The sequence below is a fragment of the Acidovorax sp. SUPP2539 genome (genome assembly GCF_030158975.1).
Classification (GTDB): Bacteria; Pseudomonadota; Gammaproteobacteria; order Burkholderiales; family Burkholderiaceae_C; genus Paracidovorax.
Genome location: NZ_BQXJ01000002.1, coordinates 237,099 through 259,737 on the forward strand (window position 1 = coordinate 237,099; position 22,639 = coordinate 259,737).

The window sequence follows — 22,639 nt, forward strand, 5'->3', positions numbered from 1 at the left end:
AGGGGCGCCCGCCAAGGCGCCCCCGGAGTGGGCCGCAGGGCTTACTGCGGATTGACGAGGCGGTCGCCGACCCGCACGCCCTGCTGCACCTGCAGCAGCAGCACGTAGGAGACGCGATCGAACGTGCGGAACACCATGCCCACGCCGTTGGCCTCGCTCGGCAGCTTGATCATGGCCTTGTTCTCGTCGGTCTTGTCCTTGATGCGCTCGCCCTTGGTGAGCAGCGTGAGGACATGGCCGGCCTCGATGCCGTCGCGGGTGCCGCGGTTGATGGCGATCACCTGGTTCTGAGCGGCATAGGCCACGGCCGAGCTGCCGTACAGCGACACGACGCGCGCATCCACCGGGGCCTGCGGCGCACGCGGCGTGTAGCTGGCGTAGCCGCGGGCGGGGGCGGGCAGCAGGCGGTCGCCGGCGCGCATTTCCTCCTTGGCGCTGCTCAGGTCCACGGTGGCAGGCACCACGTCGAGCGTGACTTCGCCCTTGGGGTCGCGCGTTTCCTCGGTGGTCTCGCCGCGCACCAGTTCGGCCTTGCCGACGTACTGGGCTTCGTAGCCCAGGATCTCGCCGGACTCGGGGTCCTTCATGGGGATGGCATTGCGGAACACGCGGTACTGGCGCGGCACGCCGGGCCCCAGGCGCAGCGGATTGCCGGTGGCACCGCGCACGTAGGCCCGGTCGCCGCTGGCCATGAGCACGCGTTCATCGACCGTGGCGACGATGCGCGGGGCCTGCTGCAGCGTGAGTTCGTCCACCACCAGCGGCTCGACGAGGAAGGGCTCGATCAGGTGGGGCTGCAGGGTGGGCAGCGCGGTGCCGGCCAGGCTGTCGGTGCGGGTGCGGGGCGAGACGCGCACCGTGTCATTGGGCACTTGGCCCGACGGGCTGGTGCGCAGACGGGCATAGCCGTCCACCTTTTCCAGGTACAGCGTCTGGCCGGGGAAGATGAGGTGCGGATTGGGGATGGCCTGCAGGTTCATGCCCCAGAGTTCGGGCCAGCGCCAGGCGCGCTGCAGGTACATGCCCGAGATGCCCCAGAGGGTGTCGCCGCGCTTGACCACATAGGTGTCCGGCGCGTTGGCGGCCAGTTCCGACATCGGCACGCCCCGAGAGGCCACCTGCTGGGCGGTGGCCCGCTGATCGGTGGTGACAGGGTAGTTCTGGGCATGCGCGGGGCCGGTCAGCAGGGCTGCGGCCAGAAAAGCCAGCGCTCCCAGCGCCGTGGGCCGCAAGCCTGTGGATGCCGTCATGTTGTTCCTCTTGTCATGCATTGCGAAACGCCCCTCGCTGGCGCCAGCGCGTGTTTGTCGGTTACAAAACCCGCCGGTTGATACGTTACAAATCTTCTCGGATTCTCAGCCCAAGCCCTTGATTGGGCAACGATTATTGCGGCGGGCGGCGGCCGTCCCCGTCAAAAGTGGCGAAAATAGCGACATCTTTCCGGGTTCGCCATGGCCATTCTTCCTATTCTCTGTTACCCCGATCCCCGCCTGCACACGGTGGCCAAGCCGGTCCAGGCCGTGGACGACCGCGTGCGCGCCCTGCTGGACGACATGGCGGCCACGATGTACGACGCCAACGGCATCGGCCTGGCGGCCACGCAGGTGGACGTTCACGAGCGCATCGTGGTCATCGACGTCTCCGAGGACCACGACCAGCCCCAGGTCTTCATCAATCCCGAGATCCTCTGGGCCAGCGAGGAAAAGACCGTGGGCGAGGAAGGCTGCCTGTCGGTCCCCGGCATCTACGACGGCGTGGCGCGCTCCACCGCGGTCCACGTGCGGGCGCTGGACGCCCAGGGCCAGTCCCGCGTGGTCGAGGCCGAGGGCCTGCTGGCGGTGTGCATCCAGCACGAGATGGACCACCTGCTGGGCAAGGTGTTCGTCGAGTACCTCTCGCCCCTCAAACGCAACCGCATCAAGACCAAGATGCTCAAGCAGCAACGTGAGGCACGATCATGATCGCCTGGCGCTCCCTTTCCTTTTCCTCCCTGGCGCGCGGCATGGCCGCCATCGGCTTGGCGGCCGTGCTCACCGCGTGCGCGTCGCCCGACTTCGTCAAGCCCGGCGCCTCGCGCGCCGAGGTGCTGCAGAACCTGGGCCCGCCGGTGTCCGTCACGCCGTTGCCCGGTGGCGGCGAGCGGCTGCTGTACACCACCCAGCCCGCGGGCCGGCAGGTCTACCACATGGACTTCGACGCCGGCGGCCGGCTCGTGCGAACGGACCAGGTGCTGACCTTCAACAACCTGGCCGGCATTCCGGCCGGCTGGACGGTGGACGACGTGCGCCGCACCTTCGGCCCGCCGATGCGCGTGGAGCAGGTGGCGCGCTTCGACGGCGACATCTGGACCTACCGCTTCCGCGACGACCTGGGCACCCGGCGCTTCGGCCACGTGCACATCGACCCGCGCGGCGTGGTGGTGAAGGTGATGTTCACGGACGAGCCCGATCCCCGCGATCTGCTGGGATTCTGACGCCGCGACCGCCTTCATGAAGATCGTCTTTGCCGGCACGCCCGACTTCGCCCGCGTCGCCCTCCAGCGCCTGCTGGACGCCGGCTTCACCGTCCCCCTCGTCCTGACCCAGCCCGACCGCCCTGCCGGCCGGGGCATGAAGCTGCAGGCCTCGCCCGTCAAGCAGTGCGCGCTGGAGCACGGCATCGCCGTGGCGCAGCCGCGCAGCCTGCGCCTGGACGGCAAGTACCCCGAAGACGCGGCCGCCGCGCGCGATGCGCTGGTCGCCGCCGGGGCCGATGCCATGGTGGTGGCCGCCTACGGGCTGATCCTGCCTCAGTGGGTGCTGGACCTGCCGGCCAGGGGTTGCCTGAACATCCACGCCAGCCTGCTGCCGCGCTGGCGCGGCGCCGCGCCCATCCACCGCGCGATCGAGGCGGGCGATGCCGAGACGGGCGTGACCATCATGCAGATGGATGCCGGCCTGGACACGGGCGACATGCTGCTCATCGAAAAAACCGCCATCGGCCCGCGCGACACCACGGCCACGCTGCACGACCGGCTGGCCGACCTGGGCGGCCGCATGGTCGTCGAGGCGCTGGAGCGGGCCGCCCGCGTCGGCCTGGCCGCCACGCCCCAGCCCGCCGAGGGCGTGACCTACGCGCACAAGATCGAGAAGGCCGAGAGCGCCATCGACTGGGCCCTGCCCGCCGAGTCGATCGGCCGGCGCATCCGCGCCTTCGACCCGTTTCCCGGCGCATCGACCACGCTGGACGGCGAGGCGATCAAGGTGTGGAGCTATGAAATCGATAACACGATGCCGGCGGATTCCATGCCTTGCGGGCAGATTCTGTCCGTGAATGACGCCGGCGTGACGGTGGCCTGCGGCCACGGCACGCTGCGACTGACCACGCTGCAGCGCGCGGGCGGCAAGCGTCTGCCGGTGGCCGATTTCCTGCGCGGCTTCGCGCTCGCGCCCGGCATGGTGCTGGGGGGCGGCGCGCCGGCCGGGGCGCGGGAATGAGCGCCCGGGGACTGGGCGCGCTCGTCCGGCATCCCGCCTACCGCCAGGGCGTGCTGGACATGTTCGGCACCAGCGTGGGCGTGGGCGCCTGGGGGCTGGTGACCGGCGTGGCCATGGTCAAGAGCGGCATGTCGGTGCCGATGGCGATCTTCATGTCGCTCGCGGTGTACGCGGGCAGCGCGCAGCTCACGGTGATCCCGCTGATGGCCGTCGGCGCGCCGCTGTGGGTGGTGTGGCTCACGGCCTCGTGCGTGAACCTGCGCTTCGTCATCTTCAGCAGCCTATGGCGCAGCTACTTCGCGCACCTGCCGCTGCGCCGGCGCCTGGCGGTGGGGTATTTCAGCGGCGACGTGATCTTCGTCGCCTTCATGAAGCGCTACCCCCAGCCCACGCCGCAGCCCGAGCAGGTGCCGTACTTCTGGGGCGCCGCGTCGATCAACTGGCTGTCCTGGCAGGTGCCGTCGATCACGGGCATCCTGCTGGCCAACGTGGTGCCGCTGTCGTGGGGCCTGGGCTTCGCGGGCGTGCTGGCGCTGCTGGGCGTGATGCTGTCCATGCTGTTCGACCGCGCCACCTGGCTGGCCACGGGCGTGGCCATGACGGCGGCCATCGCGGCGTTCGCGCTGCCGCTCAAGCTGAACATCCTGGTGGCGATCGCGGCGGCCGTGGCCGTGGGCCTCATCATCGAGACGGTGGACCGCCACCTGCGAAAGCCCGAGGTGCTGCTGGTGCCGGCCGAGAGCGTGCTGCCCCCCGAGGAGAAAAAGCACGTGCAGGACGGCGACGTGGTGCCGCTGCGCGAGGAGCGCCACCCATGAGCTGGTCCTGGGTCGAGCCCACCATCGCCATCCTGGGCCTGGCCGCCATCACGGTCGTGTCGCGCGCGTTCTTCATGATTCCCGAGCGCGAACTGCCCCTGCCGGGCTGGCTCAAGCGCGGCCTCAAGTACGCGCCGCTGGCCGCGCTGGCCTCGGTGATCGCGCCCGAGATCTTCATGGCGCAGGGCGAGCTGATCGGCACGCTGCAGGACGCGCGCCTGCCGTCCGTGCTGTGCGCCGCCGGCTACTACTTCTGGCGCCGCGGCATCCTGGGCACCATCGTCGTGGGCATGGTGGTTTACCTGCCGCTGCACATCGGCCTGGGCTGGTAGCCCACGGGCGGCGCCGGCCGACACGGCCGGGCACGGGGCCGCACCTACAATGCGGCGCAGTTTTCCACCCTCCCCGCGCCGCCCGCCGGCCCCATCGATCCATGCACATCCTTCGCTTTTCCGACCTCTGCGCCCAAGGCCAGGCCCGTGGCCAGCGCGTGTTCATCCGCGCCGACCTGAACGTGCCGCAGGACGACGCCGGCCACATCACCGAGGACACGCGCATCCGCGCCTCGGTGCCATGCATCCAGATGGCGCTGGACGCCGGCGCCGCCGTCATGGTGACCAGCCACTTGGGCCGCCCGACCGAGGGCACGCTGCAGCCCGCCGACTCGCTCGCCCCCATTGCGAAGCGCTTGGGCGAACTGCTGGGCCGCGAGGTACCGCTGGTGACCGACTGGGTGGACGGCGTGGCCGTGCAGCCCGGCCAGGTCGTGCTGCTGGAGAACTGCCGCGTGAACCCCGGCGAGAAGAAGAACGACCCCGCGCTGGCCAGGAAGATGGCCGCGCTCTGCGACATCTACGTGAACGACGCCTTCGGCACCGCGCACCGCGCCGAGGGCACGACCTACGGCATCGCCGAATACGCCAAGACCGCCTGCGCCGGCCCGCTGCTGTCGGCCGAGATCGACGCCATCACCAAGGCCCTGGCGCACCCCGCGCGGCCGCTGGCGGCCATCGTGGCGGGCAGCAAGGTCTCGACCAAGCTCACCATCTTGAAGAGCCTGGCCGACAAGGTGGACCAGCTCATCGTGGGCGGCGGCATCGCCAACACCTTCATGCTGGCCGCCGGCCTTTCGATCGGCAAGAGCCTGGCCGAGCCCGACCTGCTGGACCAGGCCCGCGCCGTGATCGACGCCATGAAGGCGCGCGGCGCCGAGGTGCCGATCCCCACCGACGTGGTGGTGGCCAAGACCTTCTCGGCCGATGCGCCCGCCACGGTGAAGGCGGCCGCCGACGTGGCCGACGACGACCTGATCCTGGACATCGGCCCCGAGACCGCGAAGAAGCTGGCCGCGCAACTCAAGCAGGCCGGCACCATCGTGTGGAACGGGCCCGTGGGCGTGTTCGAGTTCGCCGCGTTCGAGAACGGCACCCAGGCCATCGCCCAGGCGATCGCCGAATCGAGCGCGTTCAGCATCGCGGGCGGCGGCGACACGCTGGCGGCCATCGCCAAGTACGGCATCGAGAAGGACGTGGGCTACATCTCCACCGGCGGCGGCGCCTTCCTGGAAGTGCTGGAGGGCAAGACGCTGCCGGCCTTCGAGATCCTGCAAAAGCGCGCCCAGGGCTGAGCCGGCGGCGGGTTCACGCCCGCCGCTTTTTGCTATTGAATTAATAGCAGCATGCCCTAGTGATGATTGTGCCAGAGGCACTTCTCATGCCGCACCCACTGTGGCCACAGGGCGCTGCGGCCACAGCACCGAGGCGATCGCCAGCACCATCAGCGCCACGGCCGCCCAGTCCTGCCAGTGCAGGCGCTCGCCCAGCCAGACCGCGCCGCTGAACACGCCCAGCACCGGGATCATCATCACGCTGAGCGTGGACGCCACGGGCGGCAGGCCCCGCACCAGGAAGAACCACGCCGGCTGCGCGAAGCCGAGCACCAGCACCGCATTGAAGGCGATGGCACCCCAGCCCACGGCGGACGGGGCCTGCCAGCGGTCGTGCTCCAGCAGCAGCGACAGCAGGCTCAGCACCACGGTGCTCTGCACCGTCATCCAGAACGACAGCGTGAGCACCGGCAGCGGCAGGGTGCTGCGCCGCAGCAGCTGCGTGCCCAGCGCCCAGCAGGCGGCGGCGGTGAGCATGAGCCCCACGCCGACGGGCCGGCCGCCGAGCTGGCTGAGTTCGTGCCACAGCAGCAACAGCACACCCCCGGCCGCCGCCGCCACGCCCGCCCAGGCGCGCGGCGCCAGGCGGTGGCCGAAGCACAGCGCGCCCAGCACGGCCGAGAAGATCGGCATGGTGTAGCCCAGGATGGCCGCGCGCCCGCTGGACAGCGACGGAATGGCCGTGATGCTGAAGGCGTGCCACAGCACCATGTTGACAAGCCCCAGGCCCGCCAGCGGCAGCCAGTAGGCGCGCGGCACGGCGAACGGGGCCTTGAGCAGCACCAGGGCCAGGGCCAGCACCGGCAGGCCGAGCCACAGCGAGATCGCGCGGAAGGCCAGCGGCGGAAAGCCCGCCACGCCGAGCTTCATGACCGGCCAGTTGAAGCCCCAGATGAGGGTGACGAGGATCAGGGCGACGAGCTGGCGGGGGGACAGGGCGGGCATGCGCGGCATTGTGCCGGGACGGGCGCGGCGGCGCTCGCGGCGCCACCGGCGGCCCCGCCCCCTAAAATCGCGCCCCATGACCTTCATCGACATGCTGCAGGGCGCGGCCGCGCAGAACGACTCCATGCTGTGCGTGGGCCTGGACCCCGAACCCGACCGGTTTCCCGCAGCGATGCGCGGCGACGCCCGCAAGATCTACGACTTCTGCGCCGCCATCGTCGATGCCACCGCCGACCTGGCCTGCGCCTTCAAGCCGCAGATCGCCTATTTCGCCGCGCACCGCGCCGAAGACCAGCTCGAACGCCTCATGGCCCACATGCGCGCCACCGCGCCGCACGTGCCGGTGGTGCTGGACGCCAAGCGCGGCGACATCGGCTCCACCGCCGGGCAGTACGCGCGCGAGGCCTTCGAGCGCTACGGCGCCGATGCGGTGACGCTCTCGCCCTTCATGGGCTTCGACTCCATCGAGCCCTACCTGGCCTACCACGGCAAGGGGGCCTTCCTTCTGTGCCGCACCTCCAACCCGGGCGGCGACGACCTGCAAAGCCAGCGGCTGGCCAGCGTGGACGGGCAGCCGCTGCTGTACGAGCACGTCGCGCGCCTCGCCCAGGGCCCGTGGAACACCAACGGCCAGCTGGGCCTCGTGGTGGGCGCGACCTACCCGGCCGAGATCGAGCGCGTGCGCGCCCTGGCGCCCACGTTGCCGCTCTTGATTCCCGGCGTGGGCGCGCAGGGCGGCGATGCAGCGGCCACGGTGCGGGCCGGGCGGCGCGACGGCGGCCCGATCCTCGTGAACTCGTCCCGCGCGATCCTGTACGCGGCCGATGGCGAGGGCTTCGCCACAGCCGCGCGCGCCGTGGCCCTGGCCACCCGGGACACGCTGAACGCCGCCCGCGCCTGACCTGCGGCGCGCGTCACCGCCCCCTCACCACCCGCCGGCCATGCAGCTCAAGTGGCTGGAAGACTTCATCGTGCTGGCGCAGGAGCGCAGCTACACGCGCGCGGCCGAGCTGCGCCACGTGACGCACCCGGCCTTCGGGCGCCGCATCCGCGCGCTGGAGGCCTGGGCCGGCACGCCGCTGGTCGAGCCCGGCAGCAGCCCCGTGCGGCTGACGGCGGCGGGCCAGGTCTTTCTGGACACGGCCGAGCAGATGGCGCGCAACCTCGCGCAGTCGCACGAGGAGCTGCGCGCGGTGGCCGGGCGCCAGGCGCGCACCGTCACGCTCACCACGGGCCGCACCCTGGCCCGCACCGTGGTGGCCGACCTGCTGGTGCGGCTGCGCCCGGTGATGAAGGACTGCGAGCTGTGCATCCTGACCCGCGCGCTGGCCGACACCGTGGCCCTGCTGGAGCGCGGCGAGGCGGACTTCTCCATCGCCTACCACCACCCGGCGCTGGCCATCCGGCTGGATGCGCGCCAGTTCTCGCACATCACGCTGGCCTCGGACCGGCTGGTGCCGGTGTCGCGCGCCACGGCGCAGGGCGCGGCGCTGCACCCGCTGGCGGGCGCCGGCCCCATTCCCTACCTGGCCTACGCGCGCACGCTGGCGCTGGGCCGGCTGGTGGAGGACCAGCTGGCGCACCACCCGGTCACGCAGCGCCTGCAGCGCACGGTGGAGTGCGACTCGGCCGATGCGCAATACGAATACGTGCACAAGGGCCTGGGCGTGGCCTGGCTGCCGTGGTCCATGGTGCATGCCGATTGCAAGGCCGGCCGGCTGGCCAAGGCGGGCGACCGCAGCATGGAGGCGAAGTTCGACGTGCGGCTGTACCGGCCCAAGCGCCGGCTGAGCACGCAGGCCGAGGCGATCTGGCGCGCCATCGCCACGCGGTGACGGCCCGCGCCGGCATCGGGTTCGCCCCCTTGGCGCCCGCGTGCCGAAACAGCACCATGGCGTGCCGACTCGGCACCCCCGCGCCCTGCCTGCCTTCGCACAATCGGCCCACACCCCACCAGGAGACTCCGATGCATGCCCACCCCGCCTTCCGCCGCACGCTTTTGCTGTGCGGCCTCGCCCTGCTGGCCGCCGGCCCCGCCGCCGCGCAGGACAGCTACCCGAGCAAGCCCATCACCATCGTCGTCGGCTACCCGCCCGGCGGCAGCACCGACCTCACCGGGCGCACGGTGGCGCAGGAACTGGGCGCGCGCCTGGGCGTGCCGGTGGTGATCGAGAACGTGGGCGGCGCCGGCGGCGCCATCGGCGCGCAGAAGGTGGCCAGCGCCGCGCCGGACGGCTACACGCTGCTCGTGGGCGCGAGCAACGAGATCGCCATCAACAAGCTGGTGACCAAGAAGGTCAAGTACGACGTGAAGGACTTCACCGCCATCGGCGTGATCGCCTCGCAGCCGCTGGTGCTGGTGGCCTCCACCGGCTCGGGCGTGAAGAACGCGGCCGAGTTCACCCAGCGCGTGTCCAAGAACCCCGGCAAGTACAGCTACGGCAGCTCGGGCGTGGGCACCTCGCTGCACCTGGCGGGCGAGATGGTCAAGGAGCAGGGCAAGCTGTTCATGACGCACATCCCCTACCGCGGCGTGGCCCCGCTCACCAACGACCTGCTGGGCAACAACCTGGAGTTCGGTGTCTTCGTGCTCTCCAGCGGCCTGCCCCACATCAAGAGCGGCAAAGTCGTCGCGCTGGGCACGACAGAGGCCAAGCGCTCGGCCATCACGCCCGACATTCCCGCGCTGGCCGAGCTGCCGCAGTACAAGAACGTGGACATCGGCGTGTGGTTCGCCCTGATGGGCCCGGCCAAGCTGCCCAAGCCCGTGCACGACAAGCTCAAGAAGGCGCTGAACGAGGCGCTGCAGTCGCCCGACTTCCGCAAGAAAATGGAAGCCTCCGGCTCGACCGTGGCCTCCACCAGCCTGAACGCCGATCAGTTCATCGCCTCGGAAGTGGCCAAGTACCAGAAGATCGTCGAATTCGCCAAGATCGAGGAGTGACCTTGATGCCCCGGACCTTCGCACTCCCCGCCCCCGACCTCACGCCCTGGCGCGCCGGCAACACCGGCACCGAAGGCGTGTGGCACTTCGACTCCGGCCTGCCCGGCCGCCATGCCCTCATCAGCGCCCTGGTGCACGGCAACGAGCTGTGCGGCGCCTGGGCGCTGCAGGGCCTGCTGGCGGCGGGGCTGCGCCCGCAGCAGGGCGCGCTCACGCTGGCGTTCTGCAACCTGGAGGCCTTCGACCGCTTCGATCCGGCCGACCACGACGCCTCGCGCTTCACCGACCAGGACATGAACCGCCAGTGGTCCGACGAGCGCATGGATGCGGGCGACACGCGCGAGCGCCGCCGCGCCGCCGCGCTGCGGCCCTTCGTGGCGCGCGCCGACTGGCTGCTCGACCTGCATTCGATGCACGAGCCCGGGGTGCCGCTCCTGCTCACCGGCCTGCACCCGCGCAACCTGGAGCTGGCCCGCCGCATGGGCGCGCCCGAGCACATCGTGGCCGATGCGGGCCACCAGGACGGCGTGCGCATGCGCGACTACGGGCACTTCGGCCTGCCCGACGCGCAGGCCGGCGACCGGCGCTCGCTGCTGGTGGAATGCGGCTTCCATGGCGCGCTGTCCAGCCGCACCGTGGCCTACGACCAGTGCGCGCGCTTCCTCGCGGCGGCGCAGGTGCTCAGCCCCGAGGCGCTGGCCGCGCTGCTGCCCGGCTGGCGCCAGCCCGATGCGCCGCGCCAGTGGGTGCTGGAGGTGACCGGCCCGGTGGTCGCCAAGAGCAGCGCCTTCCGCTTCACGCAGCCGTTCACCGGCCTGGAGGTGATCCCCAACGCCGGCACGGTGATCGGCGACAACGACGGCGAACCCGTCACCACGCCGTACGACGACTGCGTGCTCGTCATGCCCTCCACGCGCCAGGCGCGCGCAGGGGTGACGGTGGTGCGCTACGCCCGCCGCCGGCCGCTGTAGCGCGTTGAACGGGTGCCGATTGGGCGACCGCGCCCGGTCAGCGCCGCTCCCAGCGCGGCCCGAGCACCACGCACCCCAGCGCCAGCACCACGCAGGCCACGCCGGCCCACTGCCAGGCGGTGACGACCTCGCCCAGCACCAGCAGCCCGGCGGCCAGCCCCACCACGGGTACACCCAGGCTGAAGGGCGCCACGCGGTTGGCCGGGTAGCGGGTGAGCAGGCCCGTCCACAGGCCGTAGCCGACGATGGTGGCCACCCAGCCCAGGTAGGCGATCGAGCCCCAGGCGACCGGAGGCAGCGCGGCCCAGGCGTCCCAGTGCAGCCAGCGGCCCGCGTCCGCATCGGTCAGGGCCGACAGCGCCGCGAACGGCAGCACCGGCACCAGGCTGCTCCACACCACGAACGACAGCGGCTTGTAGCCCGGCGATGCCCGCTGCGCCATGCGCGAGACGATGTTGGACACCGCCCAGGACGCTGCCGCGCACAGCGTGAGGCAGATGCCCACCATCGTCGCCCCGCCCACGCCCGTGCCGGTGGCCCCCGGCCCGATGAAGTTCATGGCGAAGCATCCGAGGCCCACCGCCGCGATCGCCATGCCCACCACCAGCGGCCGCCCGGGCCGCTCGCGCAGGATGCCGAACGCGAACAGCGCGGTGAAGAACACCTGCGTCTGCATGAGCACGCTGGCCAGCGCTGCCGTCATGCCCAGCTTCAGGGCGAAGAAGCCGAAGCCGAACTGCCCCACGCCTTGGAACAGCCCGAACAGCAGCACCCAGCGCCAGTGCATGCGCGGCGGCTTGAGGAAGAACACCAGCGGCAGCGCGGCGAACAGGTAGCGCACGGCACCGAGCTGGAACGGCGTGAAGTAGCGCAGGCCCCACTTCATCGCCACGAAATTGAGCCCCCAGATGACCACCACCGCCATCGCGGCCAGCACATCGCGCGAACCCATCGCATCGCCGACCGGCGCCCGGGCCGCGGCGCTCATGCGGCCCCCCTGCGGCCCGGCAGGCCGGGGAAGCGGTGTCGTCCAGGGCGCGGCAGCGCGGCGAAGGCGGAAGAGAGCACGGGACAGGGCATGCGGCGGTTCGCCGGCAGGCCGGCGCAGAAAAAAGGGGGCGGGGGAAGGGGGGCGCGAGAAGATCGATTATTCAGCACGGCCCCGGTTTCCGTGTGGCCGCACGGACAGCCCGGCGTGCGCGGCACCGCCCGCCCCCGCTGCCGCTCAGAGGCTGCGCTGGTTCACGCGCTGCGACAGGGCCTGCGCGCTTTCCCGGCGCTCGCTGTAGCGGTCCACCAGGTAGGCCGCGCCGTCGCGCGTCAGCAGGGTGAACTTCACCAGCTCTTCCATGACATCCACCACGCGCTCGTAGTAGCTCGACGGCTTCATGCGGCCGGCCTCGTCGAATTCGAGGAACGCCTTCGCCACGGAGGACTGGTTGGGGATGGTGACCATGCGCATCCAGCGGCCCAGCACCCGCATCTGGTTGACGGCATTGAACGACTGCGAGCCGCCCGAGACCTCCATCACCGCCAGCGTCTTGCCCTGGGTGGGTCGCACCGCGCCGACCGACAGCGGAATCCAGTCGATCTGCATCTTGAGGATGCCCGTCATCGCGCCATGGCGCTCGGGGGACGTCCAGACCATGCCTTCCGCCCATTGGGCGAGCGTGCGCAGCTCGGCCACCTTGGGGTGGTCGTCGGGCGCCGCGTCCGGCAGCGGCAGGCCGCGCGGATCGAAGATGCGCGCCTCGGCGCCCAGGGCCCGCAGCAGCCGCGCCGCCTCTTCGGTCAGCAGCCGGCTGTAGGACCGCTCGCGCACCGAGCCGTACAGCAGCAGGATACGCGGGGCATGGGTGGCGCGCTGCGCGGGAAACAGCCGCTCGGGATCGACGGGGTGCAGCAGCGCGGCGTCGAGGTTCGGAAGGTCAGGATTCATACGCGTGTCGGCATCGCCCTGCCCTCAATCGCAGGCCAGCTGGCGGACGCTGGCTTGCAGCACGGCGGGGTCCAGCCGGTCCGGCGGCAGGGCGACCAGCCGCTCCAGTTGCCGCTTCATGGCGTGCAGCGTGTTGCGGAACGCGCCCAGCTTCTCGGCATCGTTGCCGCTGCCTTCGCTGGGGTCGGCATGGCACCAGTGGGCCGTGGCCGGGTGCCCCGGCCAGATCGGGCACACCTCGCCGGCCGCGCTGTCGCAGACGGTGATGACCAGGTCCATGGCGGGCGCCCCCGGCGCGGCGAATTCGTCCCAGCTTTTGCTGCGCAGGCCGTCGGTCGCAATGCCTGCGCTGCGCAGCACCTGGATGCCCAGCGGATTGGGCCGCTGGTGGGCGCGCGGGTGGCTACCGGCGGAGTGGGCCTGGAAGCGGCCCCGGCCCAGGTCGTTGAGCAGGGCCTCGGCCAGGATGCTGCGGGCCGCGTTGTGGGTGCAGAGAAAGAGGACGTTCAGGGCGCGTGGGGTGTCGCTCATGGGAGGCTCCGGGGGACCGGCACGGTCAGCACTGGCATGCGTTGGCGGCGGCGGGAAGGCACGGCGTGCCCTGGCAGCAGTTTTCGGTGAGATAGGCCAGCAGGGCGTTCATGGCCGGGTAGGCGGCGCGGTAGATCAGGTTGCGGCCCTGGCGCTCCTGGCTCACGAGGCCCGCGTGCGTCAGCTCCTTGAGGTGGAACGACAGGGTGTTGGGCGCGATCTCCAGGCGCTCGGCCAGGGCGCCGGGCGTGAGGCCCTCCTCGCCCGCCACCACCAGCGCCCGAAAGACACGCAGGCGCACGGCCTGCGCCAGCGCGGCCAGGGCTTTGACCACATCGGATTCATTCATTATTCGACTATACGACAATCATTGAATTATTAAGATGAAAGCAGGAGACAAGGGGCAAAGGCACATGTCTTGCTAGACCCCAGAACCAAACATTTGTTTACACAAAATGCCCATCCTCCACCGCCTCACCCTGCTTCAGAAATTCCTGATCCTCGGCGTGATCGCCGTGCTGATGTCCGCGCTGCCCACCGGGCTGTACGTGCGCGGCGCGCTGCAGGAGATCGGCGATGCGCGCCACGAGAGCGCGGGCGCGCCGGCCATCATCGCGGTCAACCAGGCCGCGCAGTGGCTGCAGGTGCACCGGGGCCTGTCGGCCGCCATGCTCAACGGGGACGAGGTGCTGGGCGCGCGCCGGCCCGCCGTGCGCGATGCGATGAACAAGGCCCTGGCCGAGGCCGACCGGCAGATGGCGGCTGCCGCGGCCCCCGCGGCGCAGGTCAAGGCCTGGGCCGACGCGGCGCAGGCCTGGCGCGCGCTGGAGCAGGCCGTGGCGGCCCGCGCGCTGCCCGCCGCGCAGGCCCTGGCGCAGCACACGCAGCTGGTGGCCGACCTGCTGCGGGTGAGCGAGGAGCTGCTGCACGCCTACGGCTTCCAGACCGATCCCGATACCGCCACGCAGGACCTGATCCAGGCCTCGTTGGTCCACGCCCCGCTGCTGGGCGAAAAAATTGGCCTGCTGCGCGGCCAAGGCGCCGGGTATCTGGCGCGTGCCAGCCTGCCGCCCGAGGGCAAGGGCTCGCTGCAGGCGCTGCAGCAGCGCGTGGGCGAGCTGGAGGAAAGCACCTTCCGCAATTTCGACCGCGCCATGGCCGGCGATGCCGGCCTGCAGCAGGCGCTGGGCGCCCAGGTCTCGGCCGTGCGCCAGCGCGTGGCCGCATCGCGCGGCCTGGCCGACCGGGGGCTGCTCAAGGCCACCGAGATCACCCTGCCCGCCAAGGACTACTTCGACGACCTCTCGGCCACCATCGAGGCGCTGAGCGCCCTGAACGCCACCGCCATGTCCAGCCTGGATGCCGCGCTGCAGCAGCGCGTGGCCCGCCACCAGCGCGCCCTGGGTGTCGCCGCGCTGGCCATGGCGCTGGCGCTGGCCCTCGCGGGCGGGCTGGCGGCGGTCTTCGTGCGCTCCATCACCCGGCCGCTGGCGCAGGCCGTGGACCTGGCCAGCGCCGTGGCCGCGGGCGACCTGAGCGGCGAGGACACCGCCCACGGCAGCAACGAGGTGGGCCGGCTCATCGCCGCGCAGCAGCAGATGCGCGCGCGCCTCAAGCCCATGGTGGCGCAGGTGCGCAGCGGCTCCGAGGGCGTGGCCACCGCCAGCGCCCAGATCGCCCAGGGCAACATGGATCTGTCGGCCCGCACCGAGGCCCAGGCCAGCGCACTGGAGGAAACCGCCGCCTCCATGGAGGAGATGACCGCCACCGTGCGCCAGAACGCCGACAGCGCGCGGCAGGCCAACCAGCTCGCCGAACACGCCAGCACCGTGGCCGTGCAGGGCGGCGCCGTGGTCACGCGCGTGGTGGAGACCATGCAGGGCATCCACGCCGCCTCGCGCAAGATCGGCGACATCATCGGCGTGATCGACGGCATCGCCTTCCAGACCAACATCCTGGCGCTGAACGCCGCGGTGGAAGCCGCCCGCGCGGGCGAGCAGGGCCGGGGCTTCGCCGTCGTGGCCGGCGAGGTGCGCAGCCTGGCCGGCCGCAGCGCCGAGGCGGCCAAGGAGATCAAGGCGCTGATCGGCGCCAGCGTGGAGCGGGTGGCGCAGGGCAGCGCCCTGGCCGACCAGGCGGGCAGCACCATGACCGACGTGGTCACCGCCATCCGCCGCGTGACGGACATCATGGGCGAGATCAGCGCGGCCAGCCACGAGCAGTCGCTGGGCGTCTCCCAGGTGGGCGAGGCCGTCACCGAGATGGACCAGGCCACCCAGCAGAACGCCGCGCTGGTCGAGGAGATGGCCGCCGCGGCGAACAGCCTGCGGGCGCAGGCGGAAGAACTGGTGCGGGCGGCGGGGGTGTTCCGGCTGGGGACCGGGGATGCGGTGGTGCAGCCGGGCGATACGCTACAAATTCGATAGCAATATGCCCTAATGCTGATTGCACTAGCGGCATTTTTTGCCCTCCCTGCCGATCCCGGCGGCAGCGCGGGCCGGTCAGGGCGCCTTGCCGGCCCGGCAGGGCGCGGTCGCCAGCAGGCGGGCAGCGTGCAGGAACGCCTTCGGACCGACCCAGCTGACGTTCCAGTTGCCCGCCACCGGGACCTGGCGCTTGTGCGCGATCACCATCTGCCGTTTCGGCACCACCAGGATGTACTGGCCGTGCACGCCCCAGGCCATGTAGGCGCCTACCAGGGGCGAGTCCGGCGGCTCCTGCAGCAGCCACCACAAATAGCCGTACCCGAAACCGCGCCGCGCGGTGTGCGCAGGGTGCATCTGCGAGGCTGGCGTCGTCTGCTGCGTGATCCGCGCCACCCAGTCCGCGGGAACGAGCTGCTGCCCGCGCCAGTGGCCCTGCTGCAGCATCAGGTGGCCCAGCCGCGCCATGTCGCGCGTAGACAGGAAGAAGGGATAGGCCAGGTGCTCCGACCGCCGGGCATCGCCGCTGCGCACATGCCGCGCCGGGTCGAAGTCCTGCAGCTGCAGCGGCGCGGCCAGATCGTCTGCGAAGGCCTGGTAGATGCTGCGCCCCGTCATGCGCTCGAAGGCGGTGCCGGCCGCGTTGAAGTCCCAGTTGTTGTAGAGGAAATAGCGGCCCGGCATCTGAGATCCGCGCGCCGGCGCGGCCGCCGCGTCGTCGCCCCCATTGGCGGCCGCATGGTAGACGCCCGAACGCGCCGTGAGCAGGTCACGCAATGTCGCCTGCCGCTCGATCGGCAGCAGCCCGCCCGTGTCGTCGATGCCCAGGTCCGCCAGCGTGCGGTCGAGGTCGATGGTGCCGTCCGCCACGGGCGGGCCGTACAGCATCGACAGCACGCTCTTGCGCACCGAAAACACGATGCTGACCGCCTCCACCGGGCCGTATGCAAACAGCACCCGGCCGTCCTGCACCGCCATCAGGGCGGTCGTGTCCAGGGTGCGAAGGTAGTCGCCGGCGGCTGCGAGACCGCGGCGGCAGGCCGGCCCCTGCTCCGCGACGGGCTGGGGCTCCCACGATGCGCCGGGAAAGGCGGCGGGCACGGGCGCCGTCGAAGCCGGTGGGACGGACGTACACGCGCTGGCGAGCAGCAGCAGGGCCGCGCCGCACAGGGTTCGCAAAGGCATCGGCATCGGCATGGAATGAAAGGGGCAGCGTGGTGGGGCGTGGAATGGGTTCAGCGGTCCGGCCCCCTGCTGCCGGAGCCAGGAACCGAAACCGCCGAGCCGGTGCAGATCGGCCCGGGAAATGCTATTAATTAAATAGCGACATGCCCTAGTACTGATTGCGCTGGAGCCCTATTTTGCGCTAATCCTTTTCCAGTCCACCAGCGCCGTTCTCCCGCGGCAGCACGATGCGCGCCCGCAGCCCCTGCCCGGGCGCGCCATGTAGTTCCAGCGTGCCCCCGTGCGCCCGCGCCACGCGCTCCACGATCGCCAGGCCCAGCCCCGCCCCCGGCGACCCCGAGCGCGCCGCTCCGCCGCGCGCGAACGGCTCGCGCACGCGGGCGAGGTCCTGCGGCGCGATGCCCGGGCCGGCGTCCTGCACCTCGATCCACGCAGCCGTTCCCTGCGCGGCCCCGCCCGTGCGCAGCACCACGGGGGCGGCGCCGTGGCGCCAGGCGTTCTCCACCAGGTTGTCCACGGCGCGGCGCAGGGCCTGGGGGCGCAGGGGCAGCGGCGGGGCGCCGCCCGGCTCCACGCGCACCGTGCGGCCGTGGTCCGCCTGGGCCTGGGCGACGGCGTCGGCCAGGGCATCGAGCGATTCGCGCACCGGGGCCTCGGCCTCGCCCACGCGGGCGAAGTCGAGGAACTGGCCGACGATGGCATCCATCTCGTCGAGGCTGCGCGCAATGCTGGCGGCCAGGTCGCCGTCCAACCGGGGCTGCGCGATCTCCACGCCCAGGCGCAGCTTGGTGAGCGGCGTGCGCAGGTCGTGCGACACGCCGGCCAGCATCAGTGCGCGGTCGTGGTCGGCGCGGGCCAGGGCGCACGCCATGGCGTTGATGCTGCGGCTGACGGTGGCGAGTTCCTCGGGCCCCTCCTCGGGCAGGAGCGGCGGCGGCTGGCCGCGTGCGATGCGCCGGGCCGCCGCCACCACGCGCGCCAGCGGCCGGTGCAGGTGCCGCTGCAGCCACCAGGCCGCGGCCAGCGCCAGCAGCATGCCGGCCACCGTGGCCATCAGCCAGGCGCCCGTGGCCTCCCGCGTGGGGAACAGGCCGGGCAGGCCGAGCCAGTGGTCCGCGCCGTCGAAGGACAGGCGCAGCACGAGTCCGCCGGCCTCGTCGCGCCGCCAGCGGGGGGCGGTGGCGGCGCCAGCGCGGTCGGGATCGGCCGCCAGGCGGCGCTCCACGGCCTGCATGAAGGTGCGCTCCACGGGCGAGGGCCGCGCGCCGGGCGCGGCGCCAGCGGCCGTGCCGGCCAGCTGCCGGGCGCGGCGGTTGAAGGCGTCGGTGAAGGCCGCCCGCTGCGCAGGCGGCAGCGCGGCCAGCCCGGCGCGCAGCGCATCGACATGGCGGGCCACGCCTTCGGCCACCTGCTCGGCGCGGGGGCGCAGGACCATCTGCCGTGCCACCCAGGCCGCGCACAGCTGGCCCAGAACCACCAGGGCTGCCACCAGCAGCCACTGCCGCCCGAGCAGGCTGCGCGGCCAGCGCGCGCGGCGCGCCCCGGTCGCGGACCCGGCCGGGGCGCTCATGGGGCGGCCTCCGCGCCATCGGCGGGCGGTGGGGCCGCGGCATCCGGCACGAACACGTAGCCCACGCCCCACACGGTGCGGATGTGGCGCGGCCGGGCCGGGTCCGCCTCGATCAGCTTGCGCAGGCGCATGACCTGCACGTCGATGCTGCGGTCGGTGGCGGCATGCGCCGGCCCGTGGGCGAGCGCGATGAGCCGGTCGCGCCCCAGCGGGCGGTGCGGGTGGCCGGCCAGCACGCGCAGCAGCGCGAATTCGGCGGTGGTGATGGGCAGGTCCTGCCCCGCGCGCTCCAGCCGGCGCTCGTCCAGCCACAGCGTGAAATCGCCGAACGCCACGCGCCCGGCCGAGGGCGCGGGGCCGGCGTGCGCACCCAGCATGCGCTGGCGCCGCACCATGGCCTGGATGCGCGCGAGCAGTTCGCGCGGCTGGAAGGGTTTGGGCAGGTAGTCGTCGGCGCCCATCTCCAGGCCGACGATGCGGTCCACCGGGTCGCCGCGCGCGGTCAGCATCAGGATGGGAATGGTCTCGCCCTGCGCGCGCAGGCGGCGGCAAATGGCCAGGCCGTCCTCGCCCGGCATCATCACATCCAGCACCAGCACGTCGAAGCGCTCACGCGCCAGCAGCCGGTCGAGCGGGCCGGCGCCGTCGACCGTGCGCACGGCGTAGCCGTGGTCGCCCAGGTAGCGCTCCAGCAGCGCCCGCAGGTCGGGTTCGTCATCGGCCACCAGAATCCGGGCCAGCGCATCGGTCATGGAAAAACCCCTGTGATTGACCGCGATGGTAGGGCCGGCCCGCGGCGCCATCGGCATGCCCGTGTCAGGCCATGACAGGGCCTGGCGCAGCGGTCATGGTTTGTCATCACTTGGAATGCGCGGGCCATCGTTTTGGAACGGTGGCGCGGCACAGTGGCGGCGAGGGCGCAGCGATCCGCGCACGACGCCCCACCCAACCGCCACTGCCCTCCCAGGAGTCCGATGCCATGACCGCCCACGCCCCCACCCACACCGCCACTCACTCGCCGTCCCCCCGCCCTGCGCCCCTTGGGCTGCGCCACCCGCTCGTGGCCGCGCTGCTGCTGGCCGGCGCCGCATTGGCTTGGCCAGCGCAGGCCCAGGGGCCCTGGCAGGGGCGCTGGGCCGGGAGCGGTGGCCTGAAGGCCGTCGGGTGGCTGGGGGAGCAGGACCCCCGCGGCATTTCGCGGCTGCCTGAGGGCGTGCAGCGCCTCTTCGACGTGCACTACGGCAACGACCCGCTGCAACGCATGGACGTGTACCTGCCGCCCGCCTCCGCGCGGCCGGCCGCCGGGCCACGGGCGCCGATCCTCTTCATGGTCCACGGCGGCGCGTGGCGCACGGGCGACAAGGCCATGGAGCGCGTGGTGCAGGAGAAGGTGGCGCGCTGGGTACCGCTCGGTTTCGTGCTGGTGTCGGTCAACTACCGGCTGCTGCCGGACACGGGCGTGGCGCTGCAGGCGCACGACGTGGCCACGGCCCTCGCCACGGTCCAGCAGCGGGCGGCGCAATGGGGGGCCGACGGCAGCCGGACCGTGCTCATGGGCCATTCGGCGGGCGCGCACCTGGTGGCGCTGCTGAACGCCCAGCCGGCGCTGGCGCAGCGCGCAGGCGCGGTGCCCTGGCTGGGCGCGGTGTCGCTGGACAGCGCGGTGCTGGACCTGCCCGCCCTCATGGGGGCGCCCCACGCCCCGCTCTACGACGAGGCCTTCGGCGACGACCCGGCCTATTGGGCGGCGCTGTCGCCCTACGACCAGCTGGTGCCGGGCGCGGCGCCGTTCCAGTTCGTGTGCTCGACCGTGCGCCCGGACCACCCATGCCAGCAGGCCGTGCACATGGCCCGCCGCGTGCGCGAGGCCGGCGGCCGCGCCGAGGTGCTGCCGCAGGCGCTCTCGCATGGCGACATCAACGGTACCCTGGGGCTGGACAGCGACTACACGCGGGCCGTGGAAACGTTCATGGCCTCGCTCGACGGCGAAGTGGCGCGGCGGCTGGGACGCTGACGGCGCGGCCGGGCGCCGGCCGGGCATGGCGGCCTAGGGAGCGGACCGGCGCGCCCCGCTGCGGCGGTAACAACCGGACACAGACCGGATGTAACAGCTGCATCGGCCTGTCATCGGAATGGGCGGGCGCGCCGTTCCCAAAAATTCCTGCCCCTCCTCGCGCGCCGCCGTCGCCCCGACGCCCCGGCGATGCCCGTGTCCCCATCCGCCACGCTCCCGTTTGCCCGGGACAGACGCCCATGATGCTGACCCCCGCGGCACCCGCCCTCGGCGCCGACCACCCTGCGCCCCACTCGCCAGGCCCATCGCCGGCCCCGCAGCCCACCTCGCCCCTCGCCCCCTCGCTGCCTTCCAGCGCCCCGGCCGCCGGCGCCGCCGCGCTGACGGCCGCCCTGCTGGCCGCCTGCGGCGGCGGTGGGGGTGGTAGCGAAGACAGCGGCACCAGCCCGCCGCCCCCCGCGGGCACCCCCGCCCCCAGCCCGGCGCCCTCGGGCGGCGGCACGGGGGCCGTGAACGCCCCGGCCACCGACGAGGAGGCCGCGCGGTTTCTACTGCAGGCGCAGTTCTCGGCCACCGACGAATCCATCGCCGAGGTGCGGGGCCAGGGCTACGCCGCCTGGCTGTCCAACCAGTTCGCCCAGCCCATCGGCACGACGGGCACCGACTGGCTCACCCAGCGCGGCTACGGCGTGGCCAATGCCGACACGCGCCTGTACAACGCGGCCTACCCGGCCGACTTCATGCTGTGGAACCAGCTGTTCACCGCGGGCGATGCGGTGCGCAAGCGCGTGGCGCTGGCCCTGTCGGAGATCATGGTGGTCTCGGTCAACGGCCTGGACCAGACCTGGAACGCCTTCCTGGCCGCCGGCTACTGGGACGTGCTCAACACGCACGCGCTCGGCAACTTCCGCGCGCTGCTGGAGGCCGTGACGCTGAATCCGGCCATGGGCGTGTACCTGAACACGCGCGGCAACCAGAAGGAAGACGCCCGCACCGGCCGCCAGCCCGACGAGAACTACGCCCGCGAAGTGATGCAGCTGTTCACGCTGGGCCTGTACCAGCTCAACGCCGACGGCACCGAGCAGCGCGACGGCAGCGGCAACCGGCTGGAGAGCTACACCGCCGCCGACGTGAGCAATCTGGCGCGCGTGTTCACCGGCTACGACTACGACCGCAGCCAGAACCAGCCCACCACCGTGGGCACCAGCACCGTGCCCAGCCCGCAGCAGGCCCGGCTGCCGATGGTGCTCACTGCCAGCCGGCATTCCACGCTGGCCGCCACGTTCCTGGGCACCACCGTCGGGGCCGGCACGCCTGGCGAGGCGGCGCTCAAGACGGCGCTGGACACCCTCTTCAACCACCCCAACGTCGGCCCCTTCATCGGCCGCCAGCTCATCCAGCGCCTGGTGACCAGCAACCCCAGCCCGGCCTACGTGGCGCGCGTGGCGGCGGCGTTCGCCAACAACGGCAGCGGCACCCGGGGCGACCTGCGCGCGGTGGTGGCCGCCGTGCTGCTCGACACCGAAGCACGCAGCGCCACGGGGCTGGCGAACCCGCAGTTCGGCCGCCTGCGCGAACCCATGGTGCGTTTCGTGCAATGGGGCCGCACCTTCGGGCTGCGCTCCGCGCAGGGCAGCTGGAAGATCGGCGACCTGAGCGACCCCGCCACGCGCCTGGGGCAAAGCCCGATGCGCGCGGGCTCGGTGTTCAACTTCTTTCGGCCCGGCTACGTGCCGCCCTCCACCGCCATGGCCGCCAACGGCCAGGTCGCGCCGGAGTTCCAGATCGTCAACGAAACCAGCGTGAGCGGCTACCTGAACTTCATGCAGAACGCCATCCGCAACGGCATCTTCGTGAACGCGCCCGACCTGCCGCAAAACGCCAGCAACGCAAGCAACGGCTTCGACATCGCCTGCACCTACGCCAACCTGCTGCCGCTGGTGGCCGACGCCACGGCCCTGGTGCGCAAGGCGGCGCTGCTGCTGTCGGCGGGCCAGGTGTCCGCCGCCACGCAGGGCCGCATCGCCGCCGCGCTGAACACCACGCCCGTCACGGCGAGCAGCACCACCGCCGTGCAGCTCAACCGCGTCGCCGCGGCCGTGCTGCTGGTGATGGCCAGCCCCGAATACCTCGTGCAGAAGTGACCGCCCCTGCCCC

The 22,639-nt window shown here is 72.1% G+C and carries 22 protein-coding genes; 13 read left to right on the forward strand and 9 right to left on the reverse strand.

What is annotated here, in order from left to right; translation table 11 throughout:
• Positions 1 to 41: 41 nt before the first annotated feature.
• On the reverse strand, positions 42 to 1,250 hold the full coding sequence (locus AVTE2539_RS08675) for a LysM peptidoglycan-binding domain-containing protein (protein WP_272566511.1): 1,209 nt from the start codon (positions 1,248 to 1,250) through the stop codon (positions 42 to 44).
• 201 nt (positions 1,251 to 1,451) lie between these two features.
• Between AVTE2539_RS08675 and def the strand changes: the two genes are divergently transcribed.
• From def to AVTE2539_RS08705, 6 genes are all read left to right on the forward strand, one after another.
• Positions 1,452 to 1,961: a peptide deformylase gene (gene def, locus AVTE2539_RS08680; RefSeq protein ID WP_272566510.1), complete on the forward strand. Its 510-nt coding sequence runs from the start codon at positions 1,452 to 1,454 to the stop codon at positions 1,959 to 1,961.
• Positions 1,958 to 2,473, forward strand: coding sequence for a hypothetical protein (locus AVTE2539_RS08685; protein WP_284409787.1), 516 nt, complete (start codon positions 1,958 to 1,960; stop codon positions 2,471 to 2,473). Before def ends, AVTE2539_RS08685 begins: the two co-directional genes overlap by 4 nt.
• Positions 2,474 to 2,489: 16 nt before the next feature.
• Entirely contained in the window at positions 2,490 to 3,476 is a 987-nt protein-coding gene (fmt, locus tag AVTE2539_RS08690; RefSeq protein ID WP_284409789.1) for a methionyl-tRNA formyltransferase, read from the forward strand.
• Complete coding sequence (locus tag AVTE2539_RS08695; protein WP_272566504.1) at positions 3,473 to 4,294, forward strand: AzlC family ABC transporter permease; 822 nt, start codon at positions 3,473 to 3,475, stop codon at positions 4,292 to 4,294. The genes fmt and AVTE2539_RS08695 overlap by 4 nt, the downstream gene beginning before the upstream one ends.
• Entirely contained in the window at positions 4,291 to 4,626 is a 336-nt protein-coding gene (locus AVTE2539_RS08700; RefSeq protein ID WP_272566502.1) for an AzlD domain-containing protein, read from the forward strand. The genes AVTE2539_RS08695 and AVTE2539_RS08700 overlap by 4 nt, the downstream gene beginning before the upstream one ends.
• 101 nt (positions 4,627 to 4,727) lie before the next feature.
• The gene (locus tag AVTE2539_RS08705; protein WP_284409793.1) at positions 4,728 to 5,921 is read left to right on the forward strand and encodes a phosphoglycerate kinase; all 1,194 of its coding nucleotides are present in this window, start codon (positions 4,728 to 4,730) and stop codon (positions 5,919 to 5,921) included.
• A gap of 84 nt (positions 5,922 to 6,005) precedes the next feature.
• Here the strand turns inward: AVTE2539_RS08705 and AVTE2539_RS08710 are convergent, their stop codons facing one another.
• Positions 6,006 to 6,905, reverse strand: coding sequence for a DMT family transporter (locus tag AVTE2539_RS08710; RefSeq protein WP_284409795.1), 900 nt, complete (start codon positions 6,903 to 6,905; stop codon positions 6,006 to 6,008).
• 76 nt (positions 6,906 to 6,981) lie between these two features.
• Here AVTE2539_RS08710 and pyrF point away from each other — a divergent pair, with 76 nt between their 5' ends.
• The 4 genes from pyrF (at position 6,982) to AVTE2539_RS08730 (ending at position 10,820) form a co-directional block, all read left to right on the forward strand.
• Entirely contained in the window at positions 6,982 to 7,806 is an 825-nt protein-coding gene (gene pyrF / locus AVTE2539_RS08715; protein WP_284409797.1) for an orotidine-5'-phosphate decarboxylase, read from the forward strand.
• A 40-nt stretch (positions 7,807 to 7,846) separates the two neighbouring features.
• Positions 7,847 to 8,740, forward strand: a complete 894-nt coding sequence (locus AVTE2539_RS08720; RefSeq protein ID WP_284409803.1) for a LysR family transcriptional regulator — start codon at positions 7,847 to 7,849, stop codon at positions 8,738 to 8,740.
• A gap of 131 nt (positions 8,741 to 8,871) precedes the next feature.
• On the forward strand, positions 8,872 to 9,849 hold the full coding sequence (locus tag AVTE2539_RS08725; RefSeq protein ID WP_284409805.1) for a Bug family tripartite tricarboxylate transporter substrate binding protein: 978 nt from the start codon (positions 8,872 to 8,874) through the stop codon (positions 9,847 to 9,849).
• A 5-nt stretch (positions 9,850 to 9,854) separates the two neighbouring features.
• Positions 9,855 to 10,820 (forward strand): M14 family metallopeptidase, encoded by a 966-nt coding sequence (locus AVTE2539_RS08730; RefSeq protein WP_284409807.1) that lies wholly within the window; start codon positions 9,855 to 9,857, stop codon positions 10,818 to 10,820.
• Between the two features lie 37 nt (positions 10,821 to 10,857).
• Here AVTE2539_RS08730 and AVTE2539_RS08735 read toward each other — a convergent pair whose 3' ends face one another.
• From AVTE2539_RS08735 to AVTE2539_RS08750, 4 genes are all read right to left on the reverse strand, one after another.
• Entirely contained in the window at positions 10,858 to 11,808 is a 951-nt protein-coding gene (locus AVTE2539_RS08735) for an EamA family transporter (protein WP_284409809.1), read from the reverse strand.
• Positions 11,809 to 12,045: 237 nt separating this feature from the next.
• Positions 12,046 to 12,759, reverse strand: a complete 714-nt coding sequence (arsH, locus tag AVTE2539_RS08740; protein WP_284400561.1) for an arsenical resistance protein ArsH — start codon at positions 12,757 to 12,759, stop codon at positions 12,046 to 12,048.
• Positions 12,760 to 12,783: 24 nt separating this feature from the next.
• Positions 12,784 to 13,290, reverse strand: a complete 507-nt coding sequence (locus tag AVTE2539_RS08745) for an arsenate reductase ArsC (protein ID WP_284409810.1) — start codon at positions 13,288 to 13,290, stop codon at positions 12,784 to 12,786.
• A 25-nt stretch (positions 13,291 to 13,315) separates the two neighbouring features.
• Positions 13,316 to 13,639 (reverse strand): ArsR/SmtB family transcription factor, encoded by a 324-nt coding sequence (locus AVTE2539_RS08750; protein WP_284409812.1) that lies wholly within the window; start codon positions 13,637 to 13,639, stop codon positions 13,316 to 13,318.
• A 106-nt stretch (positions 13,640 to 13,745) separates the two neighbouring features.
• Between AVTE2539_RS08750 and AVTE2539_RS08755 the strand changes: the two genes are divergently transcribed.
• Complete coding sequence (locus AVTE2539_RS08755; RefSeq protein ID WP_284409814.1) at positions 13,746 to 15,716, forward strand: methyl-accepting chemotaxis protein; 1,971 nt, start codon at positions 13,746 to 13,748, stop codon at positions 15,714 to 15,716.
• Between the two features lie 75 nt (positions 15,717 to 15,791).
• Here the strand turns inward: AVTE2539_RS08755 and AVTE2539_RS08760 are convergent, their stop codons facing one another.
• The 3 genes from AVTE2539_RS08760 to ompR form a co-directional block, all read right to left on the reverse strand.
• Complete coding sequence (locus AVTE2539_RS08760) at positions 15,792 to 16,898, reverse strand: serine hydrolase domain-containing protein (protein WP_284409818.1); 1,107 nt, start codon at positions 16,896 to 16,898, stop codon at positions 15,792 to 15,794.
• Between the two features lie 181 nt (positions 16,899 to 17,079).
• Entirely contained in the window at positions 17,080 to 18,468 is a 1,389-nt protein-coding gene (locus AVTE2539_RS08765; protein ID WP_284409820.1) for an ATP-binding protein, read from the reverse strand.
• Positions 18,465 to 19,220, reverse strand: a complete 756-nt coding sequence (gene ompR, locus AVTE2539_RS08770; protein ID WP_284409830.1) for an osmolarity response regulator transcription factor OmpR — start codon at positions 19,218 to 19,220, stop codon at positions 18,465 to 18,467. Before ompR ends, AVTE2539_RS08765 begins: the two co-directional genes overlap by 4 nt.
• A 227-nt stretch (positions 19,221 to 19,447) precedes the next feature.
• Here ompR and AVTE2539_RS08775 point away from each other — a divergent pair, with 227 nt between their 5' ends.
• Both AVTE2539_RS08775 and AVTE2539_RS08780 read left to right on the forward strand, forming a co-directional pair.
• On the forward strand, positions 19,448 to 20,482 hold the full coding sequence (locus AVTE2539_RS08775) for an alpha/beta hydrolase (protein ID WP_284409831.1): 1,035 nt from the start codon (positions 19,448 to 19,450) through the stop codon (positions 20,480 to 20,482).
• Positions 20,483 to 20,724: 242 nt separating this feature from the next.
• Positions 20,725 to 22,626, forward strand: a complete 1,902-nt coding sequence (locus AVTE2539_RS08780) for a DUF1800 domain-containing protein (RefSeq protein WP_502868904.1) — start codon at positions 20,725 to 20,727, stop codon at positions 22,624 to 22,626.
• Positions 22,627 to 22,639 lie beyond the last annotated feature (13 nt).

Bases quoted from the DNA above. Each gene is read 5' to 3' on its own strand.
- AVTE2539_RS08685 (WP_284409787.1), top strand. From the start codon at position 1,958: ATGATCGCCTGGCGCTCCCTTTCCTTTTCCTCCCTGGCGCGCGGCATG.
- AVTE2539_RS08725 (WP_284409805.1), top strand. From the start codon at position 8,872: ATGCATGCCCACCCCGCCTTCCGCCGCACGCTTTTGCTGTGCGGCCTC.
- AVTE2539_RS08750 (WP_284409812.1), bottom strand. From the start codon at position 13,639: ATGAATGAATCCGATGTGGTCAAAGCCCTGGCCGCGCTGGCGCAGGCC.
- AVTE2539_RS08760 (WP_284409818.1), bottom strand. From the start codon at position 16,898: ATGCCTTTGCGAACCCTGTGCGGCGCGGCCCTGCTGCTGCTCGCCAGC.
- AVTE2539_RS08705 (WP_284409793.1), top strand. From the start codon at position 4,728: ATGCACATCCTTCGCTTTTCCGACCTCTGCGCCCAAGGCCAGGCCCGT.
- AVTE2539_RS08755 (WP_284409814.1), top strand. From the start codon at position 13,746: ATGCCCATCCTCCACCGCCTCACCCTGCTTCAGAAATTCCTGATCCTC.
- ompR (WP_284409830.1), bottom strand. From the start codon at position 19,220: ATGACCGATGCGCTGGCCCGGATTCTGGTGGCCGATGACGAACCCGAC.
- AVTE2539_RS08720 (WP_284409803.1), top strand. From the start codon at position 7,847: ATGCAGCTCAAGTGGCTGGAAGACTTCATCGTGCTGGCGCAGGAGCGC.
- pyrF (WP_284409797.1), top strand. From the start codon at position 6,982: ATGACCTTCATCGACATGCTGCAGGGCGCGGCCGCGCAGAACGACTCC.
- AVTE2539_RS08745 (WP_284409810.1), bottom strand. From the start codon at position 13,290: ATGAGCGACACCCCACGCGCCCTGAACGTCCTCTTTCTCTGCACCCAC.
- AVTE2539_RS08675 (WP_272566511.1), bottom strand. From the start codon at position 1,250: ATGACGGCATCCACAGGCTTGCGGCCCACGGCGCTGGGAGCGCTGGCT.
- fmt (WP_284409789.1), top strand. From the start codon at position 2,490: ATGAAGATCGTCTTTGCCGGCACGCCCGACTTCGCCCGCGTCGCCCTC.
- AVTE2539_RS08700 (WP_272566502.1), top strand. From the start codon at position 4,291: ATGAGCTGGTCCTGGGTCGAGCCCACCATCGCCATCCTGGGCCTGGCC.
- AVTE2539_RS08735 (WP_284409809.1), bottom strand. From the start codon at position 11,808: ATGAGCGCCGCGGCCCGGGCGCCGGTCGGCGATGCGATGGGTTCGCGC.
- AVTE2539_RS08775 (WP_284409831.1), top strand. From the start codon at position 19,448: ATGACCGCCCACGCCCCCACCCACACCGCCACTCACTCGCCGTCCCCC.
- def (WP_272566510.1), top strand. From the start codon at position 1,452: ATGGCCATTCTTCCTATTCTCTGTTACCCCGATCCCCGCCTGCACACG.
- AVTE2539_RS08765 (WP_284409820.1), bottom strand. From the start codon at position 18,468: ATGAGCGCCCCGGCCGGGTCCGCGACCGGGGCGCGCCGCGCGCGCTGG.
- AVTE2539_RS08730 (WP_284409807.1), top strand. From the start codon at position 9,855: ATGCCCCGGACCTTCGCACTCCCCGCCCCCGACCTCACGCCCTGGCGC.
- arsH (WP_284400561.1), bottom strand. From the start codon at position 12,759: ATGAATCCTGACCTTCCGAACCTCGACGCCGCGCTGCTGCACCCCGTC.
- AVTE2539_RS08780 (WP_502868904.1), top strand. From the start codon at position 20,725: ATGCTGACCCCCGCGGCACCCGCCCTCGGCGCCGACCACCCTGCGCCC.
- AVTE2539_RS08695 (WP_272566504.1), top strand. From the start codon at position 3,473: ATGAGCGCCCGGGGACTGGGCGCGCTCGTCCGGCATCCCGCCTACCGC.
- AVTE2539_RS08710 (WP_284409795.1), bottom strand. From the start codon at position 6,905: ATGCCCGCCCTGTCCCCCCGCCAGCTCGTCGCCCTGATCCTCGTCACC.